The sequence below is a fragment of the Methanosarcina sp. WWM596 genome, from assembly GCF_000969965.1.
Lineage (GTDB): Archaea > Halobacteriota > Methanosarcinia > Methanosarcinales > Methanosarcinaceae > Methanosarcina.
Genome location: NZ_CP009503.1, coordinates 3660213 through 3683137, shown reverse-complemented (window position 1 = coordinate 3683137; position 22925 = coordinate 3660213). Strand labels below are relative to the sequence as shown.

Below are 22925 nucleotides of genomic sequence, written 5' to 3'. Positions count from 1 at the left end.
ATATCCTATGAAAAAAATAGGGATCGCAATTACCGACCCGGAAGACTGGACAGCCCGGGCACTCGTCAATGCTGCGAAGGAAAAAGGCTTTTCTCCTTTTGTTCTTGACCTGAGGACAGCAGAAGTCAGTATAAGTTCAAAAACTTCCGAGCCAGCAGCTCTTTTTAAAGCAGGGAAAATCCTGCTCTCGGACCTTGATGCCCTCATTGTCAGAGATGCAGGGGCAGGGGCTTTTGAAGGAGTATCTTTCAGGTTTGATATCCTTAGGGAACTGGAAGCAGGAGGGGTTCCGGTTATAAACTCTCCAGAAGCTATCCAGAACGCGGCGAACAAGTACCATGCTTCTTACCTCCTGGCAAAAGCCGGCCTTCCGATACCTGAAACTATAGCCATCCAGAGTGTGGAAGCAGCCTTAAGGGTAGTAGCCAGGTTCGGAGATGCTGTCATAAAACCTGTTTATGGTTATAAAGGAAAGGATATTGCAAGGATAAAGGAAGGAGAAATCCGGTTTTCAGATAGAAAAACCGGGCCTGTACCTGTGGAAGAGGCTCTTGAAAGTCTGCTTGAAGATAGGGGGATGTTGTATATCCAGGAGTTTATAGAAAATCCGGGAAGGGACATAAGGGCTTTTGTTGTGGGAGACACTGCCATAGGCGCAATTTACCGAAAAGCTGCAGCAGGTTCCTGGGTGAACAACCTCAGTCAGGGAGGAAGTGCAGACCGATGTGTACTTACCGATGAACAAAAGGAAATTGCAGTAAAAGCTTCCCTTGCAGTAGGCGCGACATTTGCAGGTATTGATATTATAGAAGGTCCTGAAGATCAAAATGAAAAAGAGAATAAAAATAAAAATAAAAAAATTGAAGATAGAGGCAATAGAAATAAACAGGGTTCCCGGATACTTGAAGTTAATGGAACACCTTCAGGAAAAGGGATTTTTGACGCATGGAGAATAAATCCTGCCGAGTATATTCTGGAATACCTGCAAGATATTTTATGAATTAACTATAAATGTTAGCAAAAATTGTATAAAATATATTAGGAAGAAGTATGATAGAGGTATTCTCAAACCTGTAAACTATCAGACCTGTGAAACTCAATTCGGAAAGGTTGCACAGAAAACATTTAAGATATAGGTTAACCTTGGATAAGCCCGAGGAAAAGGATGAGTGAATACAAACAGTGCATAGTTACCCGGGACGACCTGAAACTTTCCAAAGGTAAGTTTGCTGTACAGGTGGCTCACGCTGCTCTTTCTGCAGCAGAATGGGCAAGCAAAAGCGACCTTGAAAAATGGAAGGAAGGAGGACAAAAAAAAGTTGTCCTGAAAGTTCCCACCCTTAAGGACCTTTATGATCTTAAGGAAAAAGCAAGACGGGAAGGTCTTCCAACAGCCATGATACAGGATGCAGGACTTACGGAAATCCCCCCAGGGACAGTCACGGTGCTTGGAATCGGACCGGCAAAAGAAGAGATTATAGATAAGGTCACGCGAGATCTTAAACTTGTTTAATTGCCCTGCAAAAAGGATTGGATACGTTAAAAAATGAGCAGAAGATACCTGGAGAGATGCTTTCACTGACAGAAAAAAGTTCTGCCTGTAATTCTATTCAGGAGGGCATTAATGGATAAACCGGAGTTTTCAGAAAAAAATGCACTATCAATAATTGCAATCTTATTCATATGCCTTGTACTTATTACAATTACTGGATTTCTCTTTTCGGACTCGGTTGGCAATATTACACATGGGTTAAGAGATTATCTCGAGCTGGGTACGGAGTCTGAAAGCTCTGAAGAGGTATTCGTACCTGATACGGGTTCTTTTACTTTCCCGGCAATACCCTCATATTCCACTGAGAAAAACGAACTTACCCCTGTCCTGAGAACCCCACTGCAGCCTGGTTTTTCCCTGAGCAGCAGTTACCAGACCTCAGAGTTTTACCAGGGAGGGATAAGTTATTTTAAAATAAGCATTAAAAACGAAGGCCGAAACCCAATTTTTATTGATAGGTACGGAGTTTCTGTTAACGCCTCCGAAAACCAGGTCTTTTCCGAAGATTGCGGAGCTTTACTTATCCCAGGAGAAGAACAGAGTCTCGGATTAATCGCAGTTCAGGTACCTGAAGAAGAAAAAGCCAGCTTCAGCATTGTCCTCTGGCTGCTTGCCTCGACATCGGAAGGCAAATGGCATGAATATGAGCCCTATTTTATGAATGGATTTGCTCCCGATCTAAAGCCAATGCCTGAAAAAATTACTCCAAAATACAGATACAATCCAACTTATTACTTTAGAATAATAAACCGACTGGTGGAACCAGCCGAACCTGATGTAAGGAGCAAAGCAGCCGAAATAGCCCGGTCATATCCTGGAGCCTACAATATCTATCAGGTCTGTGCCCTCTTTGACATGGTAAAAGAGGAAATCAAATATGTAAGTGACCCGAGAGGTAACGACGTATGGGAGCCAGCCAACGTCACTCTGAGGATAGGAGCAGGAGACTGCGAAGATCAGGCAATTCTCCTCTCGTCCATGCTTGAAGCTGTGGGGGGTACAACTCGAGTCTATCTGACAGACAACCATGCTTTCGCAGCTTCGTATATAGGCAACGGAACCGATTCAACTGATGCCGCAGTTAAAGGAATAAGGGCTTATTACGGAAATGTTGATGTAAACTACCTGACTGACGAATACGGTTCCTGGCTCATGCTTGACCCCACTTCCAGCCTTTATGCAGGCGGACTTCCCGGAAAAACGGCTCAGGTAAAGGTTCAGACCGTCGGAGAAAACGAAACATACAGGAGCTGGACCTTCATAAACACAAGCACAGTAAAAGTGATTGACATCAGCACCGGAGCAATTAAATAAGTCCCGTTTATTAACCCCAGCAGCACACAGGGGAAAAACCCTTCCCTGGAACCTGCTGATCTGCACAATTAATCGGCAGACCTTATCCTTTAATTCTTAGTCTTGGCTAAGAATTTCAATAAATCCAGCCGTAAATTTTACCCAGTTAAATTTGATCTAATTTATATAAGGAGTGTTGGCAACCTATGGAAGTTCCGGAAATTGAAAAACAGATAGGAATGAATCTTTACTTTACTGATACCGAAGGGCTTGGAGGGCAGCTCCGTCAGGAAATAGAGGATTTCATTGTAAAAGAGGTCACAAACAGGGAGGAAGGAAAGGAAGGAAAATACCTCATCCTCGAACTTACAAAACGAGACTGGGATACGCACCATTTCACCAGGACCCTCGCAAAAATCCTCCAGGTAAGCCAGAAAAGAATCAGCGTTGCAGGTACAAAAGATAAACGGGCACTCACTACCCAGAAGATCAGCATATTTGATACCGATGCATCTGAAATCCAAAAAATCCACTTAAAAGACATAGAGCTGAAAGTGCTGGGCCGCTCCCGGAAGTCTGTGGAACTTGGAGACCTGTGGGGAAATGATTTCATTATCACAGTCCGGGGCATTGAGAGTTCTCCAGAAAAAACAGGCTCTCTGCTCAAAAAGACAACTGAAGAAATCCTTGCTCAGGGCGGCGTTCCCAACTTCTTTGGGGTCCAGCGTTTCGGCTCTGTCCGCCCTGTGACTCATCTGGTAGGAAAAGACATTGTTGAAGGAAACTTTGAAAAGGCAGCCCTCCGCTATATTGCTGAACCTTTCCCGGATGAACCGGAAGAGACAAAAGCAGCCCGCCAGTTTGTAAAAGACACCCGCGATTATAGAGAGGGGCTGAAAACCTATCCCCTCCGCCTGGGCCACGAACGGGCAATGATGAACCACCTGATAGCAAACCCGGAAGATTATTCCGGAGCGTTCCGCGTGCTCCCCCAGAACCTCTACAGGATGTTCGTACACGGCTATCAGTCCTATATTTATAACATAGTTCTCTGCCGTCGGATTGAACGCGGCATCCCCTTAAACCAGGCAGTGGACGGAGATCTCGTCTGCTTCAGGAACGAAGCCGGCCTCCCTGATTCCTCAAAGACTGAAAAAGTCACCTCCGAAACCGTAAACGCCATGAACCGCTTGATTAAGCATGGCAGAGCTTTCATAACCGCCCCCCTTCCGGGCTTTAAGACTGAATTCGCATCCGGTATACCGGGAGAAATCGAAAGCGAGGTCCTCAAAGAACTTGGAGTTTCTCTCGAAGGTTTCAATATAGAAGAGTTCCCGAAAATGAGTTCGAAAGGCACCCGAAGGGAAGTCCTCCTGCATGTGGAACCGAAGTACGAGGTCTCGGAAGATGAGCTGAATCCCGGAAAGTCAAAAGCGGTTCTGAAATTCATGCTCCCCAAGGGAAGTTATGCTACAACCGTGCTGCGGGAATATATGAAAGTGGACCCGCTGCAGATGAGCTGAGAACTCGAACCGGGAAGGGCGCAGGAATATGATGCAGCAGGAAAAAAGGGCTATTCCATGCCGCAATATGCTTTTTTTAGCCAGAACAGCCCTCGACTTCCCGCCAGCCGGTTAAATCACGCTCAAAGTGGGCGAGAGACTTTTCATCACAGTTTAATTCCATTTTCAGGACCAGGTAATTTTTTCATTTCTCCTTCATTTTCTCCTCATCCGAATCCCGGAAACAAGAAACGCAATTCCAAACAAAAGGATTACAGGCAGGGAATAGAATACCGGAATAGACAGAAACAAAAGTAAACTCCAGGCACAGGTATACGGGTCTATGGCTTTAAGGAAAAGATAAAGAACTCCCACTAAAGCTATCAGCCAGGAGCCAAATACAAGGGCTTTGTTATTGCTTTTTCTCAAAAGTACTGCCAGCAGAAGCAGCATTCCAGCAATAGCAATTGGGGGGAAATTATAGGTAGCAGAGTTCTCGAGTCCCCTGGTAAAGAGCAGCCCTCCTTCCCCGTGCTCAAAGGCATACAATATTCCCTCAGTTGAAACCAGGTATAATTTGTCTTTGTAGATCACCGGGTACGATACCGAGGTACCTCTTATTCTGTTGCTGCTCCATACAGGTTCACCTGTACTTGAATTAAATACTATTCATTGGTCATCAGTTAGGAATTTTTTTACCTGTATGCTATCGATTTTAGAGCAAAAATGATTCTCGAATTTCAAACACCCAAACTAAAATTGATACCTTGTTCCAACTTCATATAAATATATGTTTTTGAACTATGTTGCAGAAATAGGGCAATTTAGAATGATTATTCTCTTAACCGAAGACCTATGGAATTTTAAGACAGCCTCTAAGATCGCTGTAAAAAATAGTGCCTTCCAGATAATTTGGAAGTTATCCCCTGGCAAATTTGAGGTCATTTTTCGCATAAAATCTCACCGAGAAAAGATTTCTACAACCTTTGAGGGCCGTGAAGCAAACAAAAAGAAGAAAATCCTGACCAGGAAATCCCGGCCAGAAACTGAGACTGATAACTTAGGCGATCGACGGAATTTTAATTAATTTTTCAATTAACCTTTACAGACCATGGCCTGCTTTCCGTTCCACTAACCTTCCATACAGGTTTGCAACGAATATCGAATTTGTGAAGAACATTGCAGGTATGCCCACAAGTACAATTGAGAGGACTGCAAATATTATGACAAGAGCATACTGTTTCAGTACTGTAACAATATATTCTCCAGGATTGTCCCTGACGATGTTCAGTACATCAAACTCAAAGAAAGACTCGATGGTCTGTTTCCTGAAGAAATTAACCGCAAGCAGAGGGATCACAAAGAACCCTAACAGCAGATTGACAAGGTTCCCCAGGGTTTCATTAACATACGTTGTAGCAAACAGTATCACCATATATGCAATGTAAAATGGAAGAGCCTTCAGAAAAACCATGAATCCCAGTTTCAGGTCTTCCATAAAATCGAGTTTAATAAGCCCTTCATACATACCCTCAATAAATTCGTTAACAAGCCTTACAGCGTAACCGAAAAGTGCAAGCCATCCTATAATGGGAATAAATAACAGGAGTATATAAAGAAGCCTTTGCGGCACTTTGAACGGATACTTAACAGCTTCAGAAAAACTTATGGTTTCTATAATAATCACCAGATATAGTTTTATTTATCAAGTATATAAAACCGCGTAAATATAAAATTACAGATGTATATAAAGTTCAATAAATAAGCTTCTCGAGCCGAAATCTGCTATTATTGCCTGGAAAACTGATTCTTCCTACCTCAACCGGGGTGCTTTTCAGGATGTATCGGGGATTTAAGAAGTTCAAGAAGAAACAGTAAAAGCCGATCTTAAAAGAGAAGAAAAAAGAGGATATCGGCAGCCAAGTACAATTGAATTAATTTGGCAAATTAAAGAAAAAGCGGCAATATTTGAGATTCTCAAAGCTGCCTCCTCTTTCGGATCCCATACATAAGAAACGCAATGCCAAACAAAAAGATTACAAACATAAACAAGAAGACAAAAACAACAAAGAATCCGAATCCAAGCCCGGCATTATAAGGTTCTATAGCTTTAATAGAAAGAAAAATAACCCCCGTTAGAGCTATTAACCAGGAACCAAAGACAAGGACCCTGTTATCCATTTTTATCAGAAGTATTACCAGCAGGATTAACATTGCTGCGATGGCGACCTGGGGGAAATAATAGGATGCAGAACTCTCGAGACCCTTTGTAAAGAACATACCTTCTTCTCCATGCTCAAAAGCATACAGTGTACCCTCAGTTGAAACCAGGTATAATTTGTCTTTGTAAAGTAAGGGCTTCGAGACATCATATCCTTTTATTCTACTGCTGCCCCATACGAGTTCTCCAGTGCTGGAATCAAAAAATTGTATACTGCTCGAATTCGTACAATATATGAATTTATCACCAATCACAGCTTTGAAAAAACTCACATTTGAATAGGAGTACTCATTAAGAATTTCACCGGTTTCAGGCTTTAGGACACTAGGATTTGAAAAACCAACAAATAATTTGCCATCTGTTACTTCAATGACATTTTCAAACCCCCAATTGTTTGTTTTCCAAACTTCTTCTCCTGATTCAACAGACAATGCAATAATGCTTCTCGGTCTCGAAGCATAAATCAGGTCTTTGTAAAGGAAAGGTTCGAGATTTAAAATCTTGCCCGGATATACAAATTCCCATTCCATGTCTCCCGTATGTGCATTGAGTGCAATTATGCCCTCATCGTCAGGCCATTCCTTATATCCGAACACCACACAATTTCCATTCACCAGAGCCTTTGAAAGCTCATAAACACGACCATTGGTTCCAGCGTCGCTTACATTGAGTTCATATTCCCACTTCAAAGCCCCGTTTTCAGTGTCAATAGCAGACACGTATCTGTCTCTTGGCGTGTTGACAAATAGGGTATCTCCAAATGCAACGGGATTACCCCACCAGATATCCGAATATTCTTTACTCCACAATATTTTTCCGGTTTTTGCGTCCAGTGCATCAATGTTTGAGGAGTAAACAACAAACAAGACCCCATCCTTATACCCCATGTCAACACTCAATCCATCACTCCATTCTTTACTCCAGAGTAAGGTACCAGTTTCCGCATCGAGGGCTATAATGATAGCATCTCCAAAATCCTCTCTACCAATGTAAAGGATTCCGTCCGCAGCAAGTGTTACCCCGGGAGGTATCTCGTACCCGAGCTTCCAGGGCAACTCATAAGTCCAGGCAACTTTCAAAGGCGGCTCCAAGGTTATGGGCTCTGCTTCACTCAAATGGAGTGTGAGGTTGTAAAACTCAAAGTCGTCGTAATTACTGCCATCCGCGTTACTCCCAGAACTGATTTTGATAGTATTGTTCCCCGGATTGAAAAGAGTTGGATGGACCGGAATTTCAATATCCATTTCAGCGTCATCCGGGGTTCCTGCCGGGATATAGTTATTAATGGCTCCAATTTCTATTTCATTGAGGTAAACTTTATCAAGAAATTCATCAGTAGGCCCCAGAACTATGTTTTTGACTGTAGCTCGGAGTTCCGCACTTCTGATATCCACTGAACCCAGAGTAAAAGTTGCCGTATAAACCGGACCTTCCGGATCATCTGGATTCAATTTTTCTTTAAAATTATCCCCAAGGTGATGGGGTTCAGTGTCAAGAACTATTTCAGATGCTGAAGCAGTTGAAACGGAAGCAAATAAAAAAACAAACAAAAATAGTTTAATACAGAATCTTTTCATCACGGATTCCCCCAAATTTATTCCATTTTCCTTACCATGTCAAGAAACACGAGTTTTCTTGCTTCATCTACAGGGAGAAGGTAACCGTCGACCTCATCAATTTTGGGATTTGAGGGATCTACTCCGTATTTTTCAATATAAGTTGCCCTTGCTTCCTCTATTACTGCTAACATTTCCTGCTCGCTCATCACAACATCATAATCCACACCTTCTTTCGAACCCTCCGGGGGCTCACCTGCCTCAGTGACAAGAACTCTTGAGTTACTTTGAAGAACAGTGCCCTCAAGATGATGCGGAAGTTCTCCCCTGGCAAATTTCAGGTCATTTTCAGTAATATCGTATTCTTTATACATCTCCTGCAGTTCCTCGTCCGTATAATTAAGATAGCCGGTAAGAACCATATCAGCAACTGCCTTTACTTGGCTATTGTGAAATGTTCCGAGAATTCCAACGATACACAAAAAAAATACGATTACTGCTATCCATGTTTTATTCATGAAAGCCTCTCCAATGGCCAATGTTGAATACAAGAAATTAAGTACATTACAAAATAAGAAAGAAATTTTAAATCATATAATGTTTCTGTAAAAAAATAAAATAGTTAAAAATTAAAAAATAATTTAGTGAAATAAAATTTAAATTTTCCATTTAGTTAGATAGTATGAAGAGAAAAAGACAAATAGACCTTATATTCAAAAACTGGTGAAGTAAAGAGTTAAAGTATGCAAAAGGGAAAAGAAAAACGAGAAGCGAATAGCAGAAGAAAAGGCGACCCCTGGTTTTTAGAAGGTGACGAATTAAACAGGATGAGCAGTGAAGAACTCCGTGCCCTTGCCGAGCAGAACGAGACGGTAAGAAAAATGCTTGAAGAGGACCAGAAACTTGAACCCGTCCGGATCGAAAGTCTTGAAGATCTGGAACACCTTCCGGAAAACTATCCAGAAGAATTAAAAAGACTGATGATCGAAGATTATCTTGCGAAACAAAATATTTTGGAAGAAACCGCAAACATTTCAGATAATGTCCCGAAATAAACAACAAGGGACGAGGCAGAAATATAAAAAAAGTTCTTACCAGGAGGGAAAATTCTTACCAGGAGGGAAAATTCTTACCAGGAAGGAAAATTCTTACCAGGAGGGAAAATTCTTAAAATTGCACAGTAATTGAGAAGAAATTTACGGGGCCTGGTTTTAGAAATTCCCGGACCCTCTAACGAAAGTAAGACAAAAAGGGAAAAGTATAAAAGGATTATTTTTTCTTCTTTTCCTTTGCAAGCTTTTTCTTTGCGTCCTTGCTGCCTGCGGAAGCCAGTTTTTCCAGCTCTTCTATCTTTCCTTTCTTAGCGGCCTTTCTCCTATCCATATCTTTTTTAGACATTGCCATTGTATATACCTTCATAAAATGTGGTGAAATCACAATACCTGTACATGCTACTGAAGTACAGTGCCGAAACAGATACCATCGTAATCTATTATTCTCAGTTTTAGAAGTATATATCATTTTCCCGCGAAAAGGGAACTCTTTGACTTGAGTATGAGTTATTGGGCTAAAAACTGGCTTTTTAGATTCCAATAAGGATAAAAAGGAGCCAGAAAAGAGGATTGAAGAGAAAAATAATTTTCTTCGATCCCTCTGATGGTGTTACTGTTCTTCCTTTTCCTTCCTGTATTTGCACATTGCCCTGACGAGGCCTTTGAACGGGGGAGATGGCCTTCCCGGTCTTGACCTGAACTCCGGGTGGAACTGAGAAGCAAAGAAGAAACGCTTGTCAGGAATTTCGGCGATTTCCATCCTGTTTTTGTTTTTGCCGGAAAAGACTATGCCAAAGGATTCAAGTTTGTCCACGAAATCGGGATTCACTTCATACCTGTGCCGGTGGCGCTCGACAATGTAATTGGTGCCGTAGAGCTTTGTGGCAATAGATCCTTCTTTAAGGATGGCTTCGTAATCTCCAAGGCGCATGGTGCCGCCCATATCCGCAACTCCGGTCTGCTCCGGGAGGATATCAATGACAGGGTAAGGAGTGTCTTCATCAAACTCCGTGCTGTTTGCATTTTCCAGCTTCACCACATTTCTTGCAAACTCGATTACAGCAAGCTGCATGCCAAGGCAGATCCCGAGGAAAGGAATATTGTTTTCCCTTGCAAATTTGATTGCAAGCATCTTTCCTTCAGTCCCACGTTCGCCAAAGCCTCCGGGAATCAGGATGCCATCAACCTGTATGAGCTTCTCGACCTCTGCAGGATCTTCTTCCAGGGTCTCGGCCTCAACCATGTTGACTTCAACCCTGCACCCATTATCAATTCCGCCGTGCTTGACAGCCTCAAGTATACTGAGGTAAGAGTCCTCAAGGTTTGTATATTTACCTATAATTGCCAGCTTGACCTCGTAGGTTGTGGATTTCATCCTTGCAACCATCTCCCTCCACCCGTTATCTTCAACACAGGACTCAAGTTTCAGGTGCTTCATGAGCTGAGTGGTCAGTCCCTGCTCTTCAATGACAAGAGGCACGTCATAAATATCGTCTGCATCATAAGCGCTGATAACCAGTTCCTGTGGCACATCGCAAAAAAGGGCAATCTTTTCCGTGGCACTTTCATGAAGAGGAGTCTTTGACCTTGCAACGATTACTTCGGGACTCAAACCAAGAGCTCGGAGTTCCTTCACCGAATGCTGGGAAGGCTTGGTTTTCTGTTCGCCCTGAAGGTCTTCCATAACGAGGGTAACATGAATAAAGACAATATTTTCAGAAGGTTCTTCCCTGTGCATCTGGCGGACAGCCTCAAGGAAAGGCATGCTTTCAATGTCTCCGACAGTCCCCCCGATCTCAACAAGACAGATATCAGCCCCGCTCCTGGCTGCAACCTTTCTTATTCTATTCTTGATCTCGTTTGTAATGTGGGGAATGATCTGAACAGTCTTTCCAAGGTAGTCTCCTCTTCTCTCCTTGGAAATTACTTCCTGGTAAACCTTGCCTGTTGTAAGGTTGTGGTCTCTGGTAAGTTCCGTGTCAAGGAACCTCTCATAGTTTCCGAGATCCAGGTCAACTTCACCTCCGTCCCTGAGCACAAAAACTTCCCCATGCTGGTAGGGGCTCATGGTGCCTGCATCAATATTGATGTAAGGGTCGATCTTGATAGCCGTAACTTTATAACCTTTGTTTTTAAGGTTTCTGCCGATGGACGCGATGGTGATGCCTTTCCCAAGCCCGCTCATCACCCCACCGGTAACTACGATATATTTCATGGGTAAGCTTCCTCTATAATTTTTCTAATAGAAGGTTTTAGATCAAAAGATTCCTGTGAACTTTAGACTAAAAAGCAATCAGATGAATAACACATACAAATTATCTGCTTCAATTATTAAGTACGAACACAATACCAATATCTTCATGATATAAAAATTACTCTCTGGTTCCAGGAAAGAAAAAATCTCAAATAGCAAACGAAAAACAAAGTAAGCTTACGGCAAACGAAAACCATAGAAAGATTACAAAACAGCTAAAAAAAAGAACCCAGAAAACTTGATAAAGAATCAAATAAGGTATTTGCCCGGTTTCCTGGGATTACTTAACCTTCTTCCATGATTTTTAGCAGGATGTAGGTAGTACAGGTCACAAACAGGATTGAAAACAAAAGGGCCTGAGCAAAACTGACACTGAACTGGAGTCCAGCTGGCAGAACGAAGTAAAGGAAAAATAAACACACAAGCAGAAAAAAACCTCCAAAAGCCAGGGCCAGTGGAAGCCTTTCGTTCTGCCCCATACCTCTTCGGGTACTTTTTCCTGAGGAGGAAAGCCCTCCTTTAAAGCTTCTCAAGACGGAAGATGAAATCCCACCAGAGCCACCTCCTGTCCTTGGACGTGAGGTTTTCTTTACAGGCTCTGACACGGAAGGCCTTGAGGGAATAAATTCATCCGTATCCTTTTCCCATTTATTAGGCTCGTCTTTTGAGGGCTCCTGCGGCTTTTCCTCTACCTTTCCGATCTGGACTGGAAAACCTTTCTTTTTAGAGCCGTAACCTGCAGTGATGAAGATCTGACCCTTTGTAAGTACCCTGCCATCCTGCGGGATTCTTGCAACTGCGGAAACGTATTCTTTCTGGAGCACATAGGGGTTGTCCCGCAAAAAAGTGATCTGACCTTTTAGTTCTTCACTCACGGAAAGGTGAATATGAGTTGGAGACCCGTAGTTTGTAACCAGAATTTCGAAAGTCTGCTCTCCACCTGGATAAAGAGGAATCTCAATGTTTTCTTTTTCAAACTCAATAGAGTTTATTTCCTGCCGGTTAATGATAACGTTCTGGAATATCTGCTCCAAGTTCAACCCTCACATCAGTTTCTGAGGTCTGGAGGAAGCAAATTCGGAATCCCCTCATCTATGGGATAATGCTCTTTACAGACAGGGCAGTAGAGAGTTCCGGATATGACCTCTTCTTCATTTTCTTCAACAACGTTCAAAATCAAGTCGCCCTTACACATAGGGCAGGCCAGAATATCCATAAGATCTTTTTTCACAAAAATTCACCATCAAAACCATTTTAATCTTACCTTTAACCCTCGTATTGTTCACTCAGAGTATTTATCTTATTCTCTGCTCCCTAACCCTTGATTTTATTTTGTCCCGGGTACTTTTCATCCCATGATTTTATTTTATCCCTGATATCCCTTCATTGGATTTTATTTTATCCCCGGATTCCTAAATCCTTTGATTGGATTTATTTCCGGTATCCCTTATTTATCAGATTTTACATTTTCCAGGGTGTCCCTTATAATCGTATTTTATCTTATCCTGAGCTTTACTTTTGCCTGTGTACTTACAAATTATTTATGATTTGAGTTTTCATCCATTATCTCCAGAAAAAACAACTTTAAACAACTTTAAAAATATATTAACAGAAACTATTTTTTCGGAAAGTTTATAAAAAATAACATTAATGAATTTGAATATTTTACTTTAAAAGTTTTAGTTTTAGAATAGAATATCTAAAATAAAAGAGAAAACTGATTCTATTTTTTTCAGTACAATGGTTCTTAGAACTCAACTTTTCAACCGGGGAATCAGAACTCTGTGAAAAAATCCAAAAACTTAAAGAAAAAAGTGTGGGATATGAAATGAAACCGAAAGCATATGATAGAAGCATCGACCCTGCCAGCAGGGCCATGCTACGGAAAGCAGAAAATGAAGGTATCGAAACCGCCTGGGACCGCTATGAGAAACAACTGCCTCAGTGCAGTTTCGGGCAGCTTGGAATCTGCTGCCGGAACTGCAATATGGGCCCCTGCAGGATAGACCCCTTTGGAGAAGGAGCAGATAAAGGGATATGTGGCGCTACCGCAGACATCATAGTCGCAAGAAACCTCCTCAGGATGATTGCCGCGGGGGCAGCAGCTCACTCCGACCACGCCAGGGACGCCGTACTGACCTTCAAGAAAATGACCGGAGGAGAAGCCGGAAGTTACAGCATAAAGGACGAGGTAAAACTGAAAGCCCTTGCAGCCGAATATGGAATTCCGGTCGAAGAAAGAAGCAAGGAAGAAATAGCAGCCGAACTGGCAGACGCCCTTGTTGTCGAGTTCGGAAAGCAGGAAGGACCGATCCAGTTTACCCGCCGGGCTCCCGTAGAAAGGGTTAAGCTCTGGACGAAAGTCGGGATTGACCCGAGAGGCGTTGACCGGGAAATAGTGGAATGCATGCACAGGACACATATTGGTGTGGACAACGACCCGGTCCATATCCTCCTGCACGGGCTCCGGACCAGTCTTTCGGACGGCTGGGGCGGATCCATGATCGCAACTGACGTCCAGGACGTGCTCTTCGGGACCCCGACTCCGATCAAATCCACCGTAAACCTCGGGGTGCTTGCCGAAGACAAGGTTAACCTTGTAATACACGGGCACGAATCCATCCTCTCGGAAATGATTCTGGAAGCTTCCGAGGACCCCGAAATCCTGAAGCTTGCAAAGGAAAAAGGAGCAAAAGGAATTAACATTACAGGCATGTGCTGCACCGGAAACGAGACCCTCATGCGCCATGGGATCCCCACAGCAGGAAACTTCCTCCAGCAGGAACTTGCCGTCATAACCGGAGCCGTGGAGGCCATGGTCGTGGACGTGCAATGCATCATGCCGGCCCTCGGGACACTTACTAGCTGCTACCACACGAAATTCATCTCCACCTCCCCGAAAGCCGATTTCCCAGGAACCGTGAGAATGGAGTTCCACGAAGAAACCGCCTATGAGATCGCAAAAGAGATCGTAAGGACCGCGGTCGAAAACTACCCGAACAGGAACCCTGCAAGAGTCAACATCCCGGACGAGAAGCAGGAATGCATGGTCGGTTTCAGCGCCGAAGCCATCCTCGCTGCCCTCGGAGGGACCCCTGCCCCCCTCATCGACGCCATAACAGGGGGAGCCGTAAAGGGTATCGGAGCAGTCGTGGGCTGCAACAATGTCAAGGTAAAGCACAACTACGGTCATGTCAACCTTGTTAAGGAACTTATCAAGAACAACGTCCTGGTAGTCACCACCGGCTGCAATGCCATAGCCTGCGCCGAAGCCGGACTTCTGGTGCCGGAAGCAGCTGCCATGGCAGGGGATGGGTTAAAAGGAGTCTGTGAAGCCCTGGGCATCCCCCCGGTCCTGCACATGGGTTCCTGTGTGGACATAAGCCGCATCCTGCTGCTCGCCTCAGCCGTTGCAAAGACTCTCGGCGTGGACATCAGTGACCTGCCCGTTGCCGGAGCAGCTCCTGAGTGGATGAGTGAAAAAGCTGTGAGCATAGGGGTATACGTAGTCGCCTCCGGGGTCTATACCGTACTCGGGACAGTCCCTCCTGTGCTTGGAAGCTCCGAGGTTACAAAGCTTCTCACAGAGGGGCTGGACAAAGTTGTGGGAGCCACTTTTGCCGTTGAAACGGACCCCTTCAAGGCAGCAAACCTGATGCTCAAACATATCGAAGGAAAAAGAAGGGATCTTGGCCTTAAACCCTGAGAGGTGAAGCCGTATGAAAGAAGTATTGATCCGACCGGAACTCTGCATGGGCTGCCGTTCCTGCGAAATCGCCTGTGCTGTTGAACACTCCGAAAGTAAGAACCTTTTTGCAGCCGTCATGGAAAAACCAACACCTCAGAAACGGATATATGTTGAATATGTCCCCGAATATAATGCAGCCATTCCCATGACCTGCAGGCACTGTGAGGACGCCCCCTGCACAACCGTCTGCCCCACAAAAGCCCTGAAACAGGATGAAATCACCAGGGTGGTTACCCATAGCACGGACCTCTGCATAGGTTGCTGGACCTGTTCTATGGTCTGCAACTACGGCGTGATAGGCCGACAGAAAGAAGCAAGAGTAGCCGTGAAATGCAACCTCTGTCCGGATAGGGAAATCCCCGCCTGCGTGGAGGCCTGCCCCACAAATGCCCTTGTCTTTTTAGAGGTAAAGAAGCTCTCGGGGGTAAAACGCACGGAAGCTGCCCTGAAACTGGCAAGGGGAATGCAGGGAAAAGCCCTCTGAAAAACCCCAACCTTTTCCTAAGAGCACCGGGAGCCAGAAGATATGGAAGAAAAAAACCTGTATCCCACAATCTGCCCTTACTGTAGTCTGGGCTGTGGATTTTTTCTTGAGATAAAGGAGGGAAAAATTGCAGGACTCAGTTATATGCCCGGACATCCGGTAAATGAAGGGAGCCTCTGCCCCAAAGGCAATGCTTCTACGGAGGTCCTGACCCACCCTGACCGGTTGCTGCACCCCCTCCTGAAGACTGAAAACGGCTGGAAAGAAATCGGCTGGGAAGAAGCCCTGAGCCTGGCGGCGGCAAAAATGGGTTCCACCCTGAAGGAATATGGCCCTGATGCCCTTGCATTTCTGGGCTCTGCCAAGTGCAGCAATGAAGAAAATTACCTGTTCCAGAAAATTGCCAGGCTGCTCGGGACAAATAATGTGGACAATTGTGCAAGACTCTGCCATGCGTCGACCCTGACAGGCCTCGGAAAGAGCCTTGGGGCAGGAGCCATGACAAACCCGCTCTCAGACCTTGAGAACTCCGATTGCATCTTCGTGGTGGGATCAAATTTTGCCGAAAACCATCCTGTCATATCCCGCTGGATTCTGCGGGCAAAGGAACGCGGGGCATTTGTGATTGTGGCTGACCCCCGCCGGACTCCCAGCACCTGGCTTTCGGACCTGTTCCTCAGGCTCAGGCCGGGCACGGATGTTGCCCTGTTAAACGGGATGATGCATGTGATAGTATCCGAAGGGCTCCAGGACAGGGAATTTATCCGGAAAAGAACCCTGGGCTTTGAAAGGCTTGAAAAAATCCTTTCCGAATATGCCCCTGAAGCCGCATCCGCAATCACAGGCGTTCCTGCAGGAGACATAATTAAAGCAGCCCGGGAGTATGCAAAGGCAAATGCTGCAGCAATACTCTATTCCATGGGAATCACCCAGCACATATCGGGCACTGACAACGTTATAGCCTGTTCGGATCTTGCCCTGATCTGCGGGCAGGTAGGGAAAAAGGGAGCAGGTATTTTTCCCCTGAGGGGACAGAACAATGTGCAGGGAGCCTGCGATATGGGAGCCCTTTCCGAATACTTTCCAGGGTACGGAAAAGTTGGGGATAAGGAAGCAGCCGCAAGGCTGAAGAAAATCTGGGCAGCTGAAAAACTTTCGGAAAAACCCGGCCTTACGACCGCGAAAATGAGTGAGGCTGCTCATGCAGGAAAGCTTAAAGCTCTTTACCTGCTCGGAGAAGACCCGGTAAACTCGCATCCAGATTCTCTCAATGTGAGAAAAGCCCTGGAAAAACTGGACTTTCTGGTAGTACAGGACATTTTCATGACAGATACAGCCGAATATGCCGACCTGATATTGCCAGCTGCCGCCTGGGCGGAAAAAGAAGGAAGCTTTACCTCTACCGAAAGACGGGTCCAGTGGGTTTCAAGGGCTATTGCCCCACCGGGAGAAGCAAAAGCCGACCTTGAGATCCTTCAGGGGTTTGCAGAAAAGCTAGGGTTGGGTCTTGAATACAGGGATGCCGGAGAGGTGCTTGCCGAAATTTCCCGGGCAGCCCCAATGTACGGTGGCATAACAAAAGAGAGGCTGCTGCAAGCGTACGGAGTAAGCTGGCCATGTCCCGAATCCGGGCATCCAGGGACCCCTATAATGCACACGGAAAGGTTCAACACCCCTGACGGGTTGGCCAGGCTCATTCCGGTGGAATACAGGCTTCCTGCCGAGAGCCCCGAACCAGCCTACCCTTTTCTGCTTACAACAGGCAGGACAGGGCTTCACTATAACGGAGGTTCTATGAGCAGGCGGAGCAGTTTCCTGCTAGAAAAAGAACCTGAACTCTTTGTGGAAATCAACCCTTCGGATGCACAGACCATGAAAATCGAAGAAGGAAACAACATTATACTGGAAACCCGGCGTGGAAGCACACAAGCAAAAGCCAGGCTGACCGAAAGGGTAAGCAGGGGAGTATTTTTCATGCCTTTCCACTTTTCGGGGACAAACATGCTGACAGGAGACGCCCTTGACAGAGAAGCCGGAATTCCCGAATTCAAAGTCTCAGCCTGTCGGGTAAGGAGGGTATGAGAAATGCCAGCCGCAGTATACTGTGACCTTTCCCGCTGTATTGGCTGCAGGGCCTGTGAACTTGCCTGCCAGAGAGAAAACAAAACCTCACGCATATCCTTAGAAGTCGTGGAAGGACTTGCTCCGGTTCCGGTTTCCTGCCGCCAGTGCGAGACCCCGCTCTGCACGGTTCCCTGTCCCGGAGGAGCTCTAAGGTACGAAAACGGCAGACTCGAATATGATGCTGAAAAATGTACGGGATGCGGGCTATGCATCCTTGCCTGTCCTTTCGGAGCTGCAGTCCTGAAGGGAGGAGTTATTGAACGCTGCGATTTCTGTCCGGAAAAAGAAATTCCTGTCTGTGTAGCCACCTGCCCTACAGCAGCCCTTTTCTGCGCAGAAGCCGAAAGTTTTGGAAAAAATATAAGGCATAGAAATGTGGAGAAAATGAAAAAAATCCTTGATCCTTCGATTGCCGCTGGCAGGGAGGCCCGGAGATGAACGAAAGAATAAGGTTGATTATAGCGGATGAGAAAAAGTGTATAGGGTGCAGGGCCTGTACATCGGTTTGTCCTGAGGGAATAATTCATTTTTCAGAAGAAGGAGGCATGAGGAACATACAGTTCCCTGGAAGCTGTACCCTGAACTGTGAACTCTGCGCCCTGAACTGTCCTGAAAACGCAATAATGTTTCTTTTGAGAGAAGAAAGCAATATAGAAGAAAATATAGAAGGAAAATTGGGAGGAAAATTGGAAGGGGAAAAAAAGGCAGGTGAAAACCGGGTTCTTCTACCGGACAGGATTATTTCCCTCAAACTCACACCCTGTAGGAAGTGCGGAGCCACATTTGCAACTCTCAAGGAACTTGAAAAAGTAAGGAGAGCCATTTCCGAAAAAGTTCCCCTTCTTTCCGGAGAAGATTTCTGGATGGAACTCTGCCCTGGATGCAGGAGGGGTACTTTCAGAGAAAAAGAGGCGAAAACATTGCTCATGACAAGACAGTTCTGAACCTCCGCCCTGGAAGCAAAACCCGGACATCCGGTGGGAAAGGCGCACCTCTTGAGCCCGGACGTGTAGCAGATAAAAACATAAACATTACAGATAATAATGGATATAGAATAGAAGGGGAGTCAAGTATGAAAAGTAATATCTACGGGAAGATAATGGTTGCAACGGATGGTTCGGAACTCGTCAAAAAAGCGGTTGATACGGCGATTGAGATCGCAAGACTGGGCGGGGCAAAGCTCTATGCTATACACGTAGTCGAATCAGGAAGTATTTCCCTGACTCATCCAAGAGACATGGGATGGGATAAAGCAATGAAAGAGCACCTAACTGCCGAAGGAAAGAAAGCGGCAGCTTATGTAGAAACTGCAGGAAAAGCCGCGAATGTTGAGGTCGAACCCGTTATCCTTGAAGGAAATCCAGCGCATGAAATTATTGAGTTTGCAGAAGAAAATGATATAGACCTGATCGTGATGGGAACACACGGCAGGACAGGAGTCCAGAGGTTTTTGCTGGGAAGCGTGGCTCAAAATGTAACGAGACATTCCAGAAAAGCCGTACTCGTAGTGAGAGGAACGGAAGCCGAATAAGATTGAATCTGATGTCCCAGCCATAAATTCAAAACTAAGTAAAAACGCTATGTACAAACGCTAAATGTTAAATTATTAACCTTAAAAACAGGAAGTTTTTAGGACAGGAGTCCCGAACCTTTACTGGATAGATTGATTTACCTGCCCGACCCAAATAAACTTCAATGATAGAACTTTTCCTCAGTGTACTGGATTTTGCTCTTCCGATACTTGTAATGATTTTTGTAGGGCTTGTAGGTACCAGCGTGCTTGTGGAACTCGGCTTGATGCAAAAAATCTCAAAATTTGTAAGCCCTATTTTTGCCTACACGAACCTGCCAGAAACCTGTGCTTCAACCTTCGTTGTGGCAATAGGATCTGCTGTTGCTTCAAACAGTATGCTTTTTCAGGCAAAAAAGGAAAACTGCATTAATGAAAAGGAGGTCGTGCTCTGTTCAATGATGAACGCAACCCCTGCCTATTTTCGGGAGCTCTTCACCTACCAGATCCCCATCGTGCTGCCTGCACTCGGGCTTGTGGTAGGGGGTTTTTACTCTCTTGTATTTGTAATCACTGCAGTGTTCAAGATCCTGGTAATTGCGGTTGCAAGCAAGCTTTTTCTTAAAGGCAACTCCTGCAAAGCCCCAGAGACCCGGAACACGGAAAAAGTGGCTCTGAAGACCGCATTAAAGCGTGCATTAAAAAAAGAGTTCAAGGTTTTCCTGAAGATTGCAGGAATTTACCTCCTGGCAACCACCGTCATCTTTGTCCTTCAGGATCACGGAGCTTTCGAGATATTCAGTGTACTTCCTCTTGCCGAGCTTTTTGAAATCCCTCCGGAGACAATTGTCCCCCTGACAAGTTACGTTGCGAGCCCTATACTCGGAATTTCACTTCTTGGTCCCATGCTCCATTCAGGAGAGATAACAAATGTGCAGGCAATGATCGTGCTTATGCTTGGCAGTATGTTCATGCTCCCGGTTTTTGCCATCCGCAGCCAGCTCCCAAAAAAAGTAGCTATTTTCGGGACACGCCTTGGAGTACAGATTGTTGTGTATTCTACGACACTAAGTATAATTGTAAGGCTTGTAGTTTTGTTATTACTGCTTGGTATAGTTTCCTGAAGCACCGGTTAAAGGTTCTCAAGAAAAATGGAGGTTATCCCAAAAACTGCCGCTTACCAGAGTAGCATAAGTTATCCAAAACAGTATAAGAACCGAAAAGTGCAGGTTGAGAATAGTACAGGTAGTCGTACAGGTAATCATACAGGTAATCCAGAAAAAATGAACACAATGCCTGCCAATGGGAGGGTCTCAGAGTAAATACTGTCCTGAATCATGGGAATGTTTGAAGAAAGTAACTTTTCCGAAGAAACTCGAGACCCTATTCAGCGGAGGTAGGTGTAGCCTGGAGTTGAGTGTAAATACAAGCAGGGAATATAATAATATACCAGGAACTATGGGAATTTACCGAAGGTCATCAAGAAGTTCATATTAATGGGCTTAAAGAAATTCACATGTTATTCCGGGATTAACGTTGAAAATTTTAGGAGAGTGGCCTATGGGTGACGAAAACCAGGCTGTTGAGATAGAAAATGTAGGCTCTGTATATGATGTCGTAATTATAGGGGCAGGGCCTGCTGGGATGTTTTCAGCTTACGAGCTTGCAGCCGGGAAGCTGAAAATTCTTGTTATTGATATGGGCAGGGACATTGACAAACGCCTCTGCTCCATGAAAAACCGGGGCTACTGCATGCACTGCACTCCATGTGAGATCATGTGCGGAGTTGGGGGATGCGGGACATTTTCTGATGGGACCCTGAACCTGCGACCTGACATCGGAGGAGACCTTGCAGCCCTTACCGGAGACCAGACCGAAGCCTGGGAACTGGTGGACAGGGTTGATAAAGTTTTCCTAAAATTCGGAGCGCCTCGAGAAGCTCTCCTTACCGAAGGCCCGGAAATAGAGGAGCTAAAACGCAGGGCCGCTTCGGTCGGAGCCCGGTTTATAGAGATCAAACAACGGCATATAGGTTCGGACAACGCTCCTGCAGTCATAGGGCGCTTCAAAAAGGACCTTGTTGATAAAGGTGTGGATTTCCTGATCGAGACTGAAGTCCAAGGCCTGCTTGTTGAGGGCGGAGCGTGCAAAGGAGTTATACTTTCAGGCGGAAGGGTTATCCGTGCGCGTTACGTGGTCCTGTCCCCGGGGAGAAGGGGCTGCAACTGGGTCTCAGATATGATTGAAAAACATGATATAGAAGCCCGTTACGGGGGGATTGACATAGGAGTCAGGGTGGAAGTCCCTGCAATTATTATGGACCCTGTAACGAAAATCAACCGGGACCCCAAGTTCCATATCCAGAGCCGCCGCTATGATGACTTTGTCAGGACTTTTTGCACAAATCGGCGCGGCTTTGTCGTAAAGGAAGAATATGAAGACTTTATTGCAACTAACGGGCATTCGATGGCAAACACGGAGTCAGAAAACACCAATTTCGCATTTCTTGTCCATATAGAACTGACCGAACCCATGGAAAACACAACCAAATACGCCCGTTCAATAGCAAAGCTTGCAACAACAATCGGTGGAGGAAAGCCTGTCCTCCAGCGCATGGCCGACCTCAGGCGCGGGCGCCGTTCTACAAAGGAGCGTCTTGCCAAAAACCTGGTTATAAACACATTAAAAGACGTCACCCCCGGCGACATCTCGATGGCTCTTCCACACAGGATTGTTATGGATATAATCGAGGGTCTTGAAACCCTAAACGAGATCATTCCCGGTGTTGCCTCGGACTCAACCCTGCTTTACGCCCCTGAAGTAAAGTTCTACGCCATGCACCTGAAAGTCGACCGCCAGATGGAAACCAGCATCAAAAACCTCTTTGCAGCAGGAGACGGAGCCGGGCTCTCAAGGGACATAGTCAATGCCGCTGCAACCGGAATTATGGCTGCAGAAGGGGTTATGAAAAAGATTAAAGAAGAGCTTAAAAGGGTAGAAGGAGACGTGAAAACGATCGACGAAGGCTAAAAAGCAAATTACAAAGGTTATAAGCAAAAGCAAATTACAAAGGTTATAAGCAAAAGTTAATTACAAAGGTTATAAGCAAAAGTTCTAAGGATTGAAAAACTACAAAAAATTATTTTGTTTTTAATTTTGTTTTTAAAAGAGGTGCGTTCTCAAAACCCTGAAAGTTCCGAAAGGAGTTAAAAAAATTTAAGTTTCTCATTTTTGAGTTTGGAAGAGGTTTGAGGTATTTGACTTGTGGGTTGTGGGTTGAGATTTTTTGTTTTATAATCTTTTTAATGTAGGTAAATCTTTGTGGAGTAGGGTTTTTTGCTAGTGGGTGTTCAACTGATGAGAACGCAAGTTATACTATGCACTCAGGGTATATATTATTTTTAACATATAATCACAATGCAGACCTATAACCGATAGCGAATTATACTAACTTTTAGCTTAATAATATAATGTTATATTGATGGTATAACAAAATTCAAAGATTACAAAAAAGGTTAAAATGTGCTGAAAAAGGGTCATCTATGCAAGAACATCAAAAACACAAGACATTTAATAGTTAAAGTGTGAACTACACTGAAAATTACTCCCCGACTAACGTGATAGAATTG

General features: G+C 44.8%; 21 protein-coding genes. 13 read left to right on the top strand and 8 right to left on the bottom strand.

The features are described from left to right. The first annotated feature begins 7 nt into the window (after positions 1-7). The 4 genes from mptN (at position 8) to truD (ending at position 4368) form a co-directional block, all read left to right on the top strand. Entirely contained in the window at positions 8-1000 is a 993-nt protein-coding gene (mptN, locus tag MSWHS_RS16165) for a tetrahydromethanopterin:alpha-L-glutamate ligase (RefSeq protein ID WP_048128550.1), read from the top strand. 165 nt (positions 1001-1165) lie between these two features. After that, on the top strand, positions 1166-1513 hold the full coding sequence (gene pth2 / locus MSWHS_RS16160) for a peptidyl-tRNA hydrolase Pth2 (protein ID WP_048128552.1): 348 nt from the start codon (positions 1166-1168) through the stop codon (positions 1511-1513). A gap of 111 nt (positions 1514-1624) precedes the next feature. Continuing rightward, complete coding sequence (locus MSWHS_RS16155) at positions 1625-2866, top strand: transglutaminase family protein (RefSeq protein ID WP_048128554.1); 1242 nt, start codon at positions 1625-1627, stop codon at positions 2864-2866. A 185-nt stretch (positions 2867-3051) separates the two neighbouring features. Then, complete coding sequence (truD, locus tag MSWHS_RS16150; RefSeq protein ID WP_048159415.1) at positions 3052-4368, top strand: tRNA pseudouridine(13) synthase TruD; 1317 nt, start codon at positions 3052-3054, stop codon at positions 4366-4368. A 195-nt stretch (positions 4369-4563) separates the two neighbouring features. Here the strand turns inward: truD and MSWHS_RS16145 are convergent, their stop codons facing one another. The 4 genes from MSWHS_RS16145 to MSWHS_RS16125 all read right to left on the bottom strand — a co-directional run bounded on the left by MSWHS_RS16145 (position 4564) and on the right by MSWHS_RS16125 (position 8642). Continuing rightward, complete coding sequence (locus MSWHS_RS16145) at positions 4564-4896, bottom strand: hypothetical protein (protein WP_197073963.1); 333 nt, start codon at positions 4894-4896, stop codon at positions 4564-4566. Positions 4897-5449: 553 nt separating this feature from the next. Further along, entirely contained in the window at positions 5450-6034 is a 585-nt protein-coding gene (locus tag MSWHS_RS16135; protein ID WP_231585486.1) for a DUF4013 domain-containing protein, read from the bottom strand. Positions 6035-6324: 290 nt separating this feature from the next. After that, positions 6325-8145, bottom strand: coding sequence for a PQQ-binding-like beta-propeller repeat protein (locus MSWHS_RS16130; protein WP_082088241.1), 1821 nt, complete (start codon positions 8143-8145; stop codon positions 6325-6327). A gap of 17 nt (positions 8146-8162) precedes the next feature. After that, the gene (locus MSWHS_RS16125) at positions 8163-8642 is read right to left on the bottom strand and encodes a hypothetical protein (RefSeq protein ID WP_048128564.1); all 480 of its coding nucleotides are present in this window, start codon (positions 8640-8642) and stop codon (positions 8163-8165) included. A 225-nt stretch (positions 8643-8867) separates the two neighbouring features. Between MSWHS_RS16125 and MSWHS_RS16120 the strand changes: the two genes are divergently transcribed. Next, positions 8868-9179 (top strand): hypothetical protein, encoded by a 312-nt coding sequence (locus MSWHS_RS16120; protein WP_231585485.1) that lies wholly within the window; start codon positions 8868-8870, stop codon positions 9177-9179. Between the two features lie 214 nt (positions 9180-9393). On the opposite strand, the gene MSWHS_RS22100 is transcribed toward MSWHS_RS16120, so the two are convergent. From MSWHS_RS22100 to MSWHS_RS16105, 4 genes are all read right to left on the bottom strand, one after another. Continuing rightward, entirely contained in the window at positions 9394-9528 is a 135-nt protein-coding gene (locus tag MSWHS_RS22100) for a hypothetical protein (RefSeq protein WP_255350462.1), read from the bottom strand. A gap of 258 nt (positions 9529-9786) precedes the next feature. After that, positions 9787-11391, bottom strand: a complete 1605-nt coding sequence (gene pyrG, locus MSWHS_RS16115) for a glutamine hydrolyzing CTP synthase (RefSeq protein WP_048128566.1) — start codon at positions 11389-11391, stop codon at positions 9787-9789. A 323-nt stretch (positions 11392-11714) separates the two neighbouring features. Continuing rightward, positions 11715-12464, bottom strand: a complete 750-nt coding sequence (locus MSWHS_RS16110) for a hypothetical protein (protein ID WP_048128568.1) — start codon at positions 12462-12464, stop codon at positions 11715-11717. A gap of 14 nt (positions 12465-12478) precedes the next feature. Then, positions 12479-12661: a methytransferase partner Trm112 gene (locus tag MSWHS_RS16105; protein WP_048128570.1), complete on the bottom strand. Its 183-nt coding sequence runs from the start codon at positions 12659-12661 to the stop codon at positions 12479-12481. 597 nt (positions 12662-13258) lie between these two features. Between MSWHS_RS16105 and cooS the strand changes: the two genes are divergently transcribed. From cooS to MSWHS_RS16065, 8 genes are all read left to right on the top strand, one after another. Then, the gene (gene cooS / locus MSWHS_RS16100; RefSeq protein WP_048159671.1) at positions 13259-15136 is read left to right on the top strand and encodes an anaerobic carbon-monoxide dehydrogenase catalytic subunit; all 1878 of its coding nucleotides are present in this window, start codon (positions 13259-13261) and stop codon (positions 15134-15136) included. A 13-nt stretch (positions 15137-15149) separates the two neighbouring features. Further along, on the top strand, positions 15150-15662 hold the full coding sequence (locus MSWHS_RS16095) for a 4Fe-4S dicluster domain-containing protein (protein WP_048159413.1): 513 nt from the start codon (positions 15150-15152) through the stop codon (positions 15660-15662). Between the two features lie 42 nt (positions 15663-15704). Then, on the top strand, positions 15705-17744 hold the full coding sequence (gene fdhF / locus MSWHS_RS16090; RefSeq protein ID WP_048159411.1) for a formate dehydrogenase subunit alpha: 2040 nt from the start codon (positions 15705-15707) through the stop codon (positions 17742-17744). A gap of 3 nt (positions 17745-17747) precedes the next feature. Then, positions 17748-18224 carry a 4Fe-4S dicluster domain-containing protein gene (locus tag MSWHS_RS16085; protein ID WP_052722759.1) on the top strand — a complete coding sequence of 159 codons (477 nt, stop codon included), beginning with the start codon at positions 17748-17750 and terminating at the stop codon, positions 18222-18224. Next, on the top strand, positions 18221-18730 hold the full coding sequence (locus tag MSWHS_RS18655) for a ferredoxin family protein (protein ID WP_052722758.1): 510 nt from the start codon (positions 18221-18223) through the stop codon (positions 18728-18730). Before MSWHS_RS16085 ends, MSWHS_RS18655 begins: the two co-directional genes overlap by 4 nt. 128 nt (positions 18731-18858) lie before the next feature. Continuing rightward, positions 18859-19317 (top strand): universal stress protein, encoded by a 459-nt coding sequence (locus MSWHS_RS16075; protein WP_048130446.1) that lies wholly within the window; start codon positions 18859-18861, stop codon positions 19315-19317. Positions 19318-19481: 164 nt separating this feature from the next. Next, complete coding sequence (locus MSWHS_RS16070) at positions 19482-20420, top strand: nucleoside recognition domain-containing protein (RefSeq protein WP_048128574.1); 939 nt, start codon at positions 19482-19484, stop codon at positions 20418-20420. 436 nt (positions 20421-20856) lie between these two features. Continuing rightward, the gene (locus MSWHS_RS16065) at positions 20857-22326 is read left to right on the top strand and encodes an NAD(P)/FAD-dependent oxidoreductase (RefSeq protein WP_048128576.1); all 1470 of its coding nucleotides are present in this window, start codon (positions 20857-20859) and stop codon (positions 22324-22326) included. The last annotated feature ends 599 nt before the right edge of the window (positions 22327-22925 follow it).

What these genes read in the sequence shown, in the direction of transcription:
- mptN (WP_048128550.1), top strand. Translation starts at nt 8, where the DNA reads ATGAAAAAAATAGGGATCGCAATTACCGACCCGGAAGACTGGACAGCC.
- pth2 (WP_048128552.1), top strand. Translation starts at nt 1,166, where the DNA reads ATGAGTGAATACAAACAGTGCATAGTTACCCGGGACGACCTGAAACTT.
- MSWHS_RS16155 (WP_048128554.1), top strand. Translation starts at nt 1,625, where the DNA reads ATGGATAAACCGGAGTTTTCAGAAAAAAATGCACTATCAATAATTGCA.
- truD (WP_048159415.1), top strand. Translation starts at nt 3,052, where the DNA reads ATGGAAGTTCCGGAAATTGAAAAACAGATAGGAATGAATCTTTACTTT.
- MSWHS_RS16130 (WP_082088241.1), bottom strand. Translation starts at nt 8,145, where the DNA reads ATGAAAAGATTCTGTATTAAACTATTTTTGTTTGTTTTTTTATTTGCT.
- MSWHS_RS16125 (WP_048128564.1), bottom strand. Translation starts at nt 8,642, where the DNA reads ATGAATAAAACATGGATAGCAGTAATCGTATTTTTTTTGTGTATCGTT.
- MSWHS_RS16120 (WP_231585485.1), top strand. Translation starts at nt 8,868, where the DNA reads ATGCAAAAGGGAAAAGAAAAACGAGAAGCGAATAGCAGAAGAAAAGGC.
- MSWHS_RS22100 (WP_255350462.1), bottom strand. Translation starts at nt 9,528, where the DNA reads ATGGCAATGTCTAAAAAAGATATGGATAGGAGAAAGGCCGCTAAGAAA.
- pyrG (WP_048128566.1), bottom strand. Translation starts at nt 11,391, where the DNA reads ATGAAATATATCGTAGTTACCGGTGGGGTGATGAGCGGGCTTGGGAAA.
- cooS (WP_048159671.1), top strand. Translation starts at nt 13,259, where the DNA reads ATGAAACCGAAAGCATATGATAGAAGCATCGACCCTGCCAGCAGGGCC.
- MSWHS_RS16095 (WP_048159413.1), top strand. Translation starts at nt 15,150, where the DNA reads ATGAAAGAAGTATTGATCCGACCGGAACTCTGCATGGGCTGCCGTTCC.
- fdhF (WP_048159411.1), top strand. Translation starts at nt 15,705, where the DNA reads ATGGAAGAAAAAAACCTGTATCCCACAATCTGCCCTTACTGTAGTCTG.
- MSWHS_RS16085 (WP_052722759.1), top strand. Translation starts at nt 17,748, where the DNA reads ATGCCAGCCGCAGTATACTGTGACCTTTCCCGCTGTATTGGCTGCAGG.
- MSWHS_RS18655 (WP_052722758.1), top strand. Translation starts at nt 18,221, where the DNA reads ATGAACGAAAGAATAAGGTTGATTATAGCGGATGAGAAAAAGTGTATA.
- MSWHS_RS16075 (WP_048130446.1), top strand. Translation starts at nt 18,859, where the DNA reads ATGAAAAGTAATATCTACGGGAAGATAATGGTTGCAACGGATGGTTCG.
- MSWHS_RS16070 (WP_048128574.1), top strand. Translation starts at nt 19,482, where the DNA reads ATGATAGAACTTTTCCTCAGTGTACTGGATTTTGCTCTTCCGATACTT.
- MSWHS_RS16065 (WP_048128576.1), top strand. Translation starts at nt 20,857, where the DNA reads ATGGGTGACGAAAACCAGGCTGTTGAGATAGAAAATGTAGGCTCTGTA.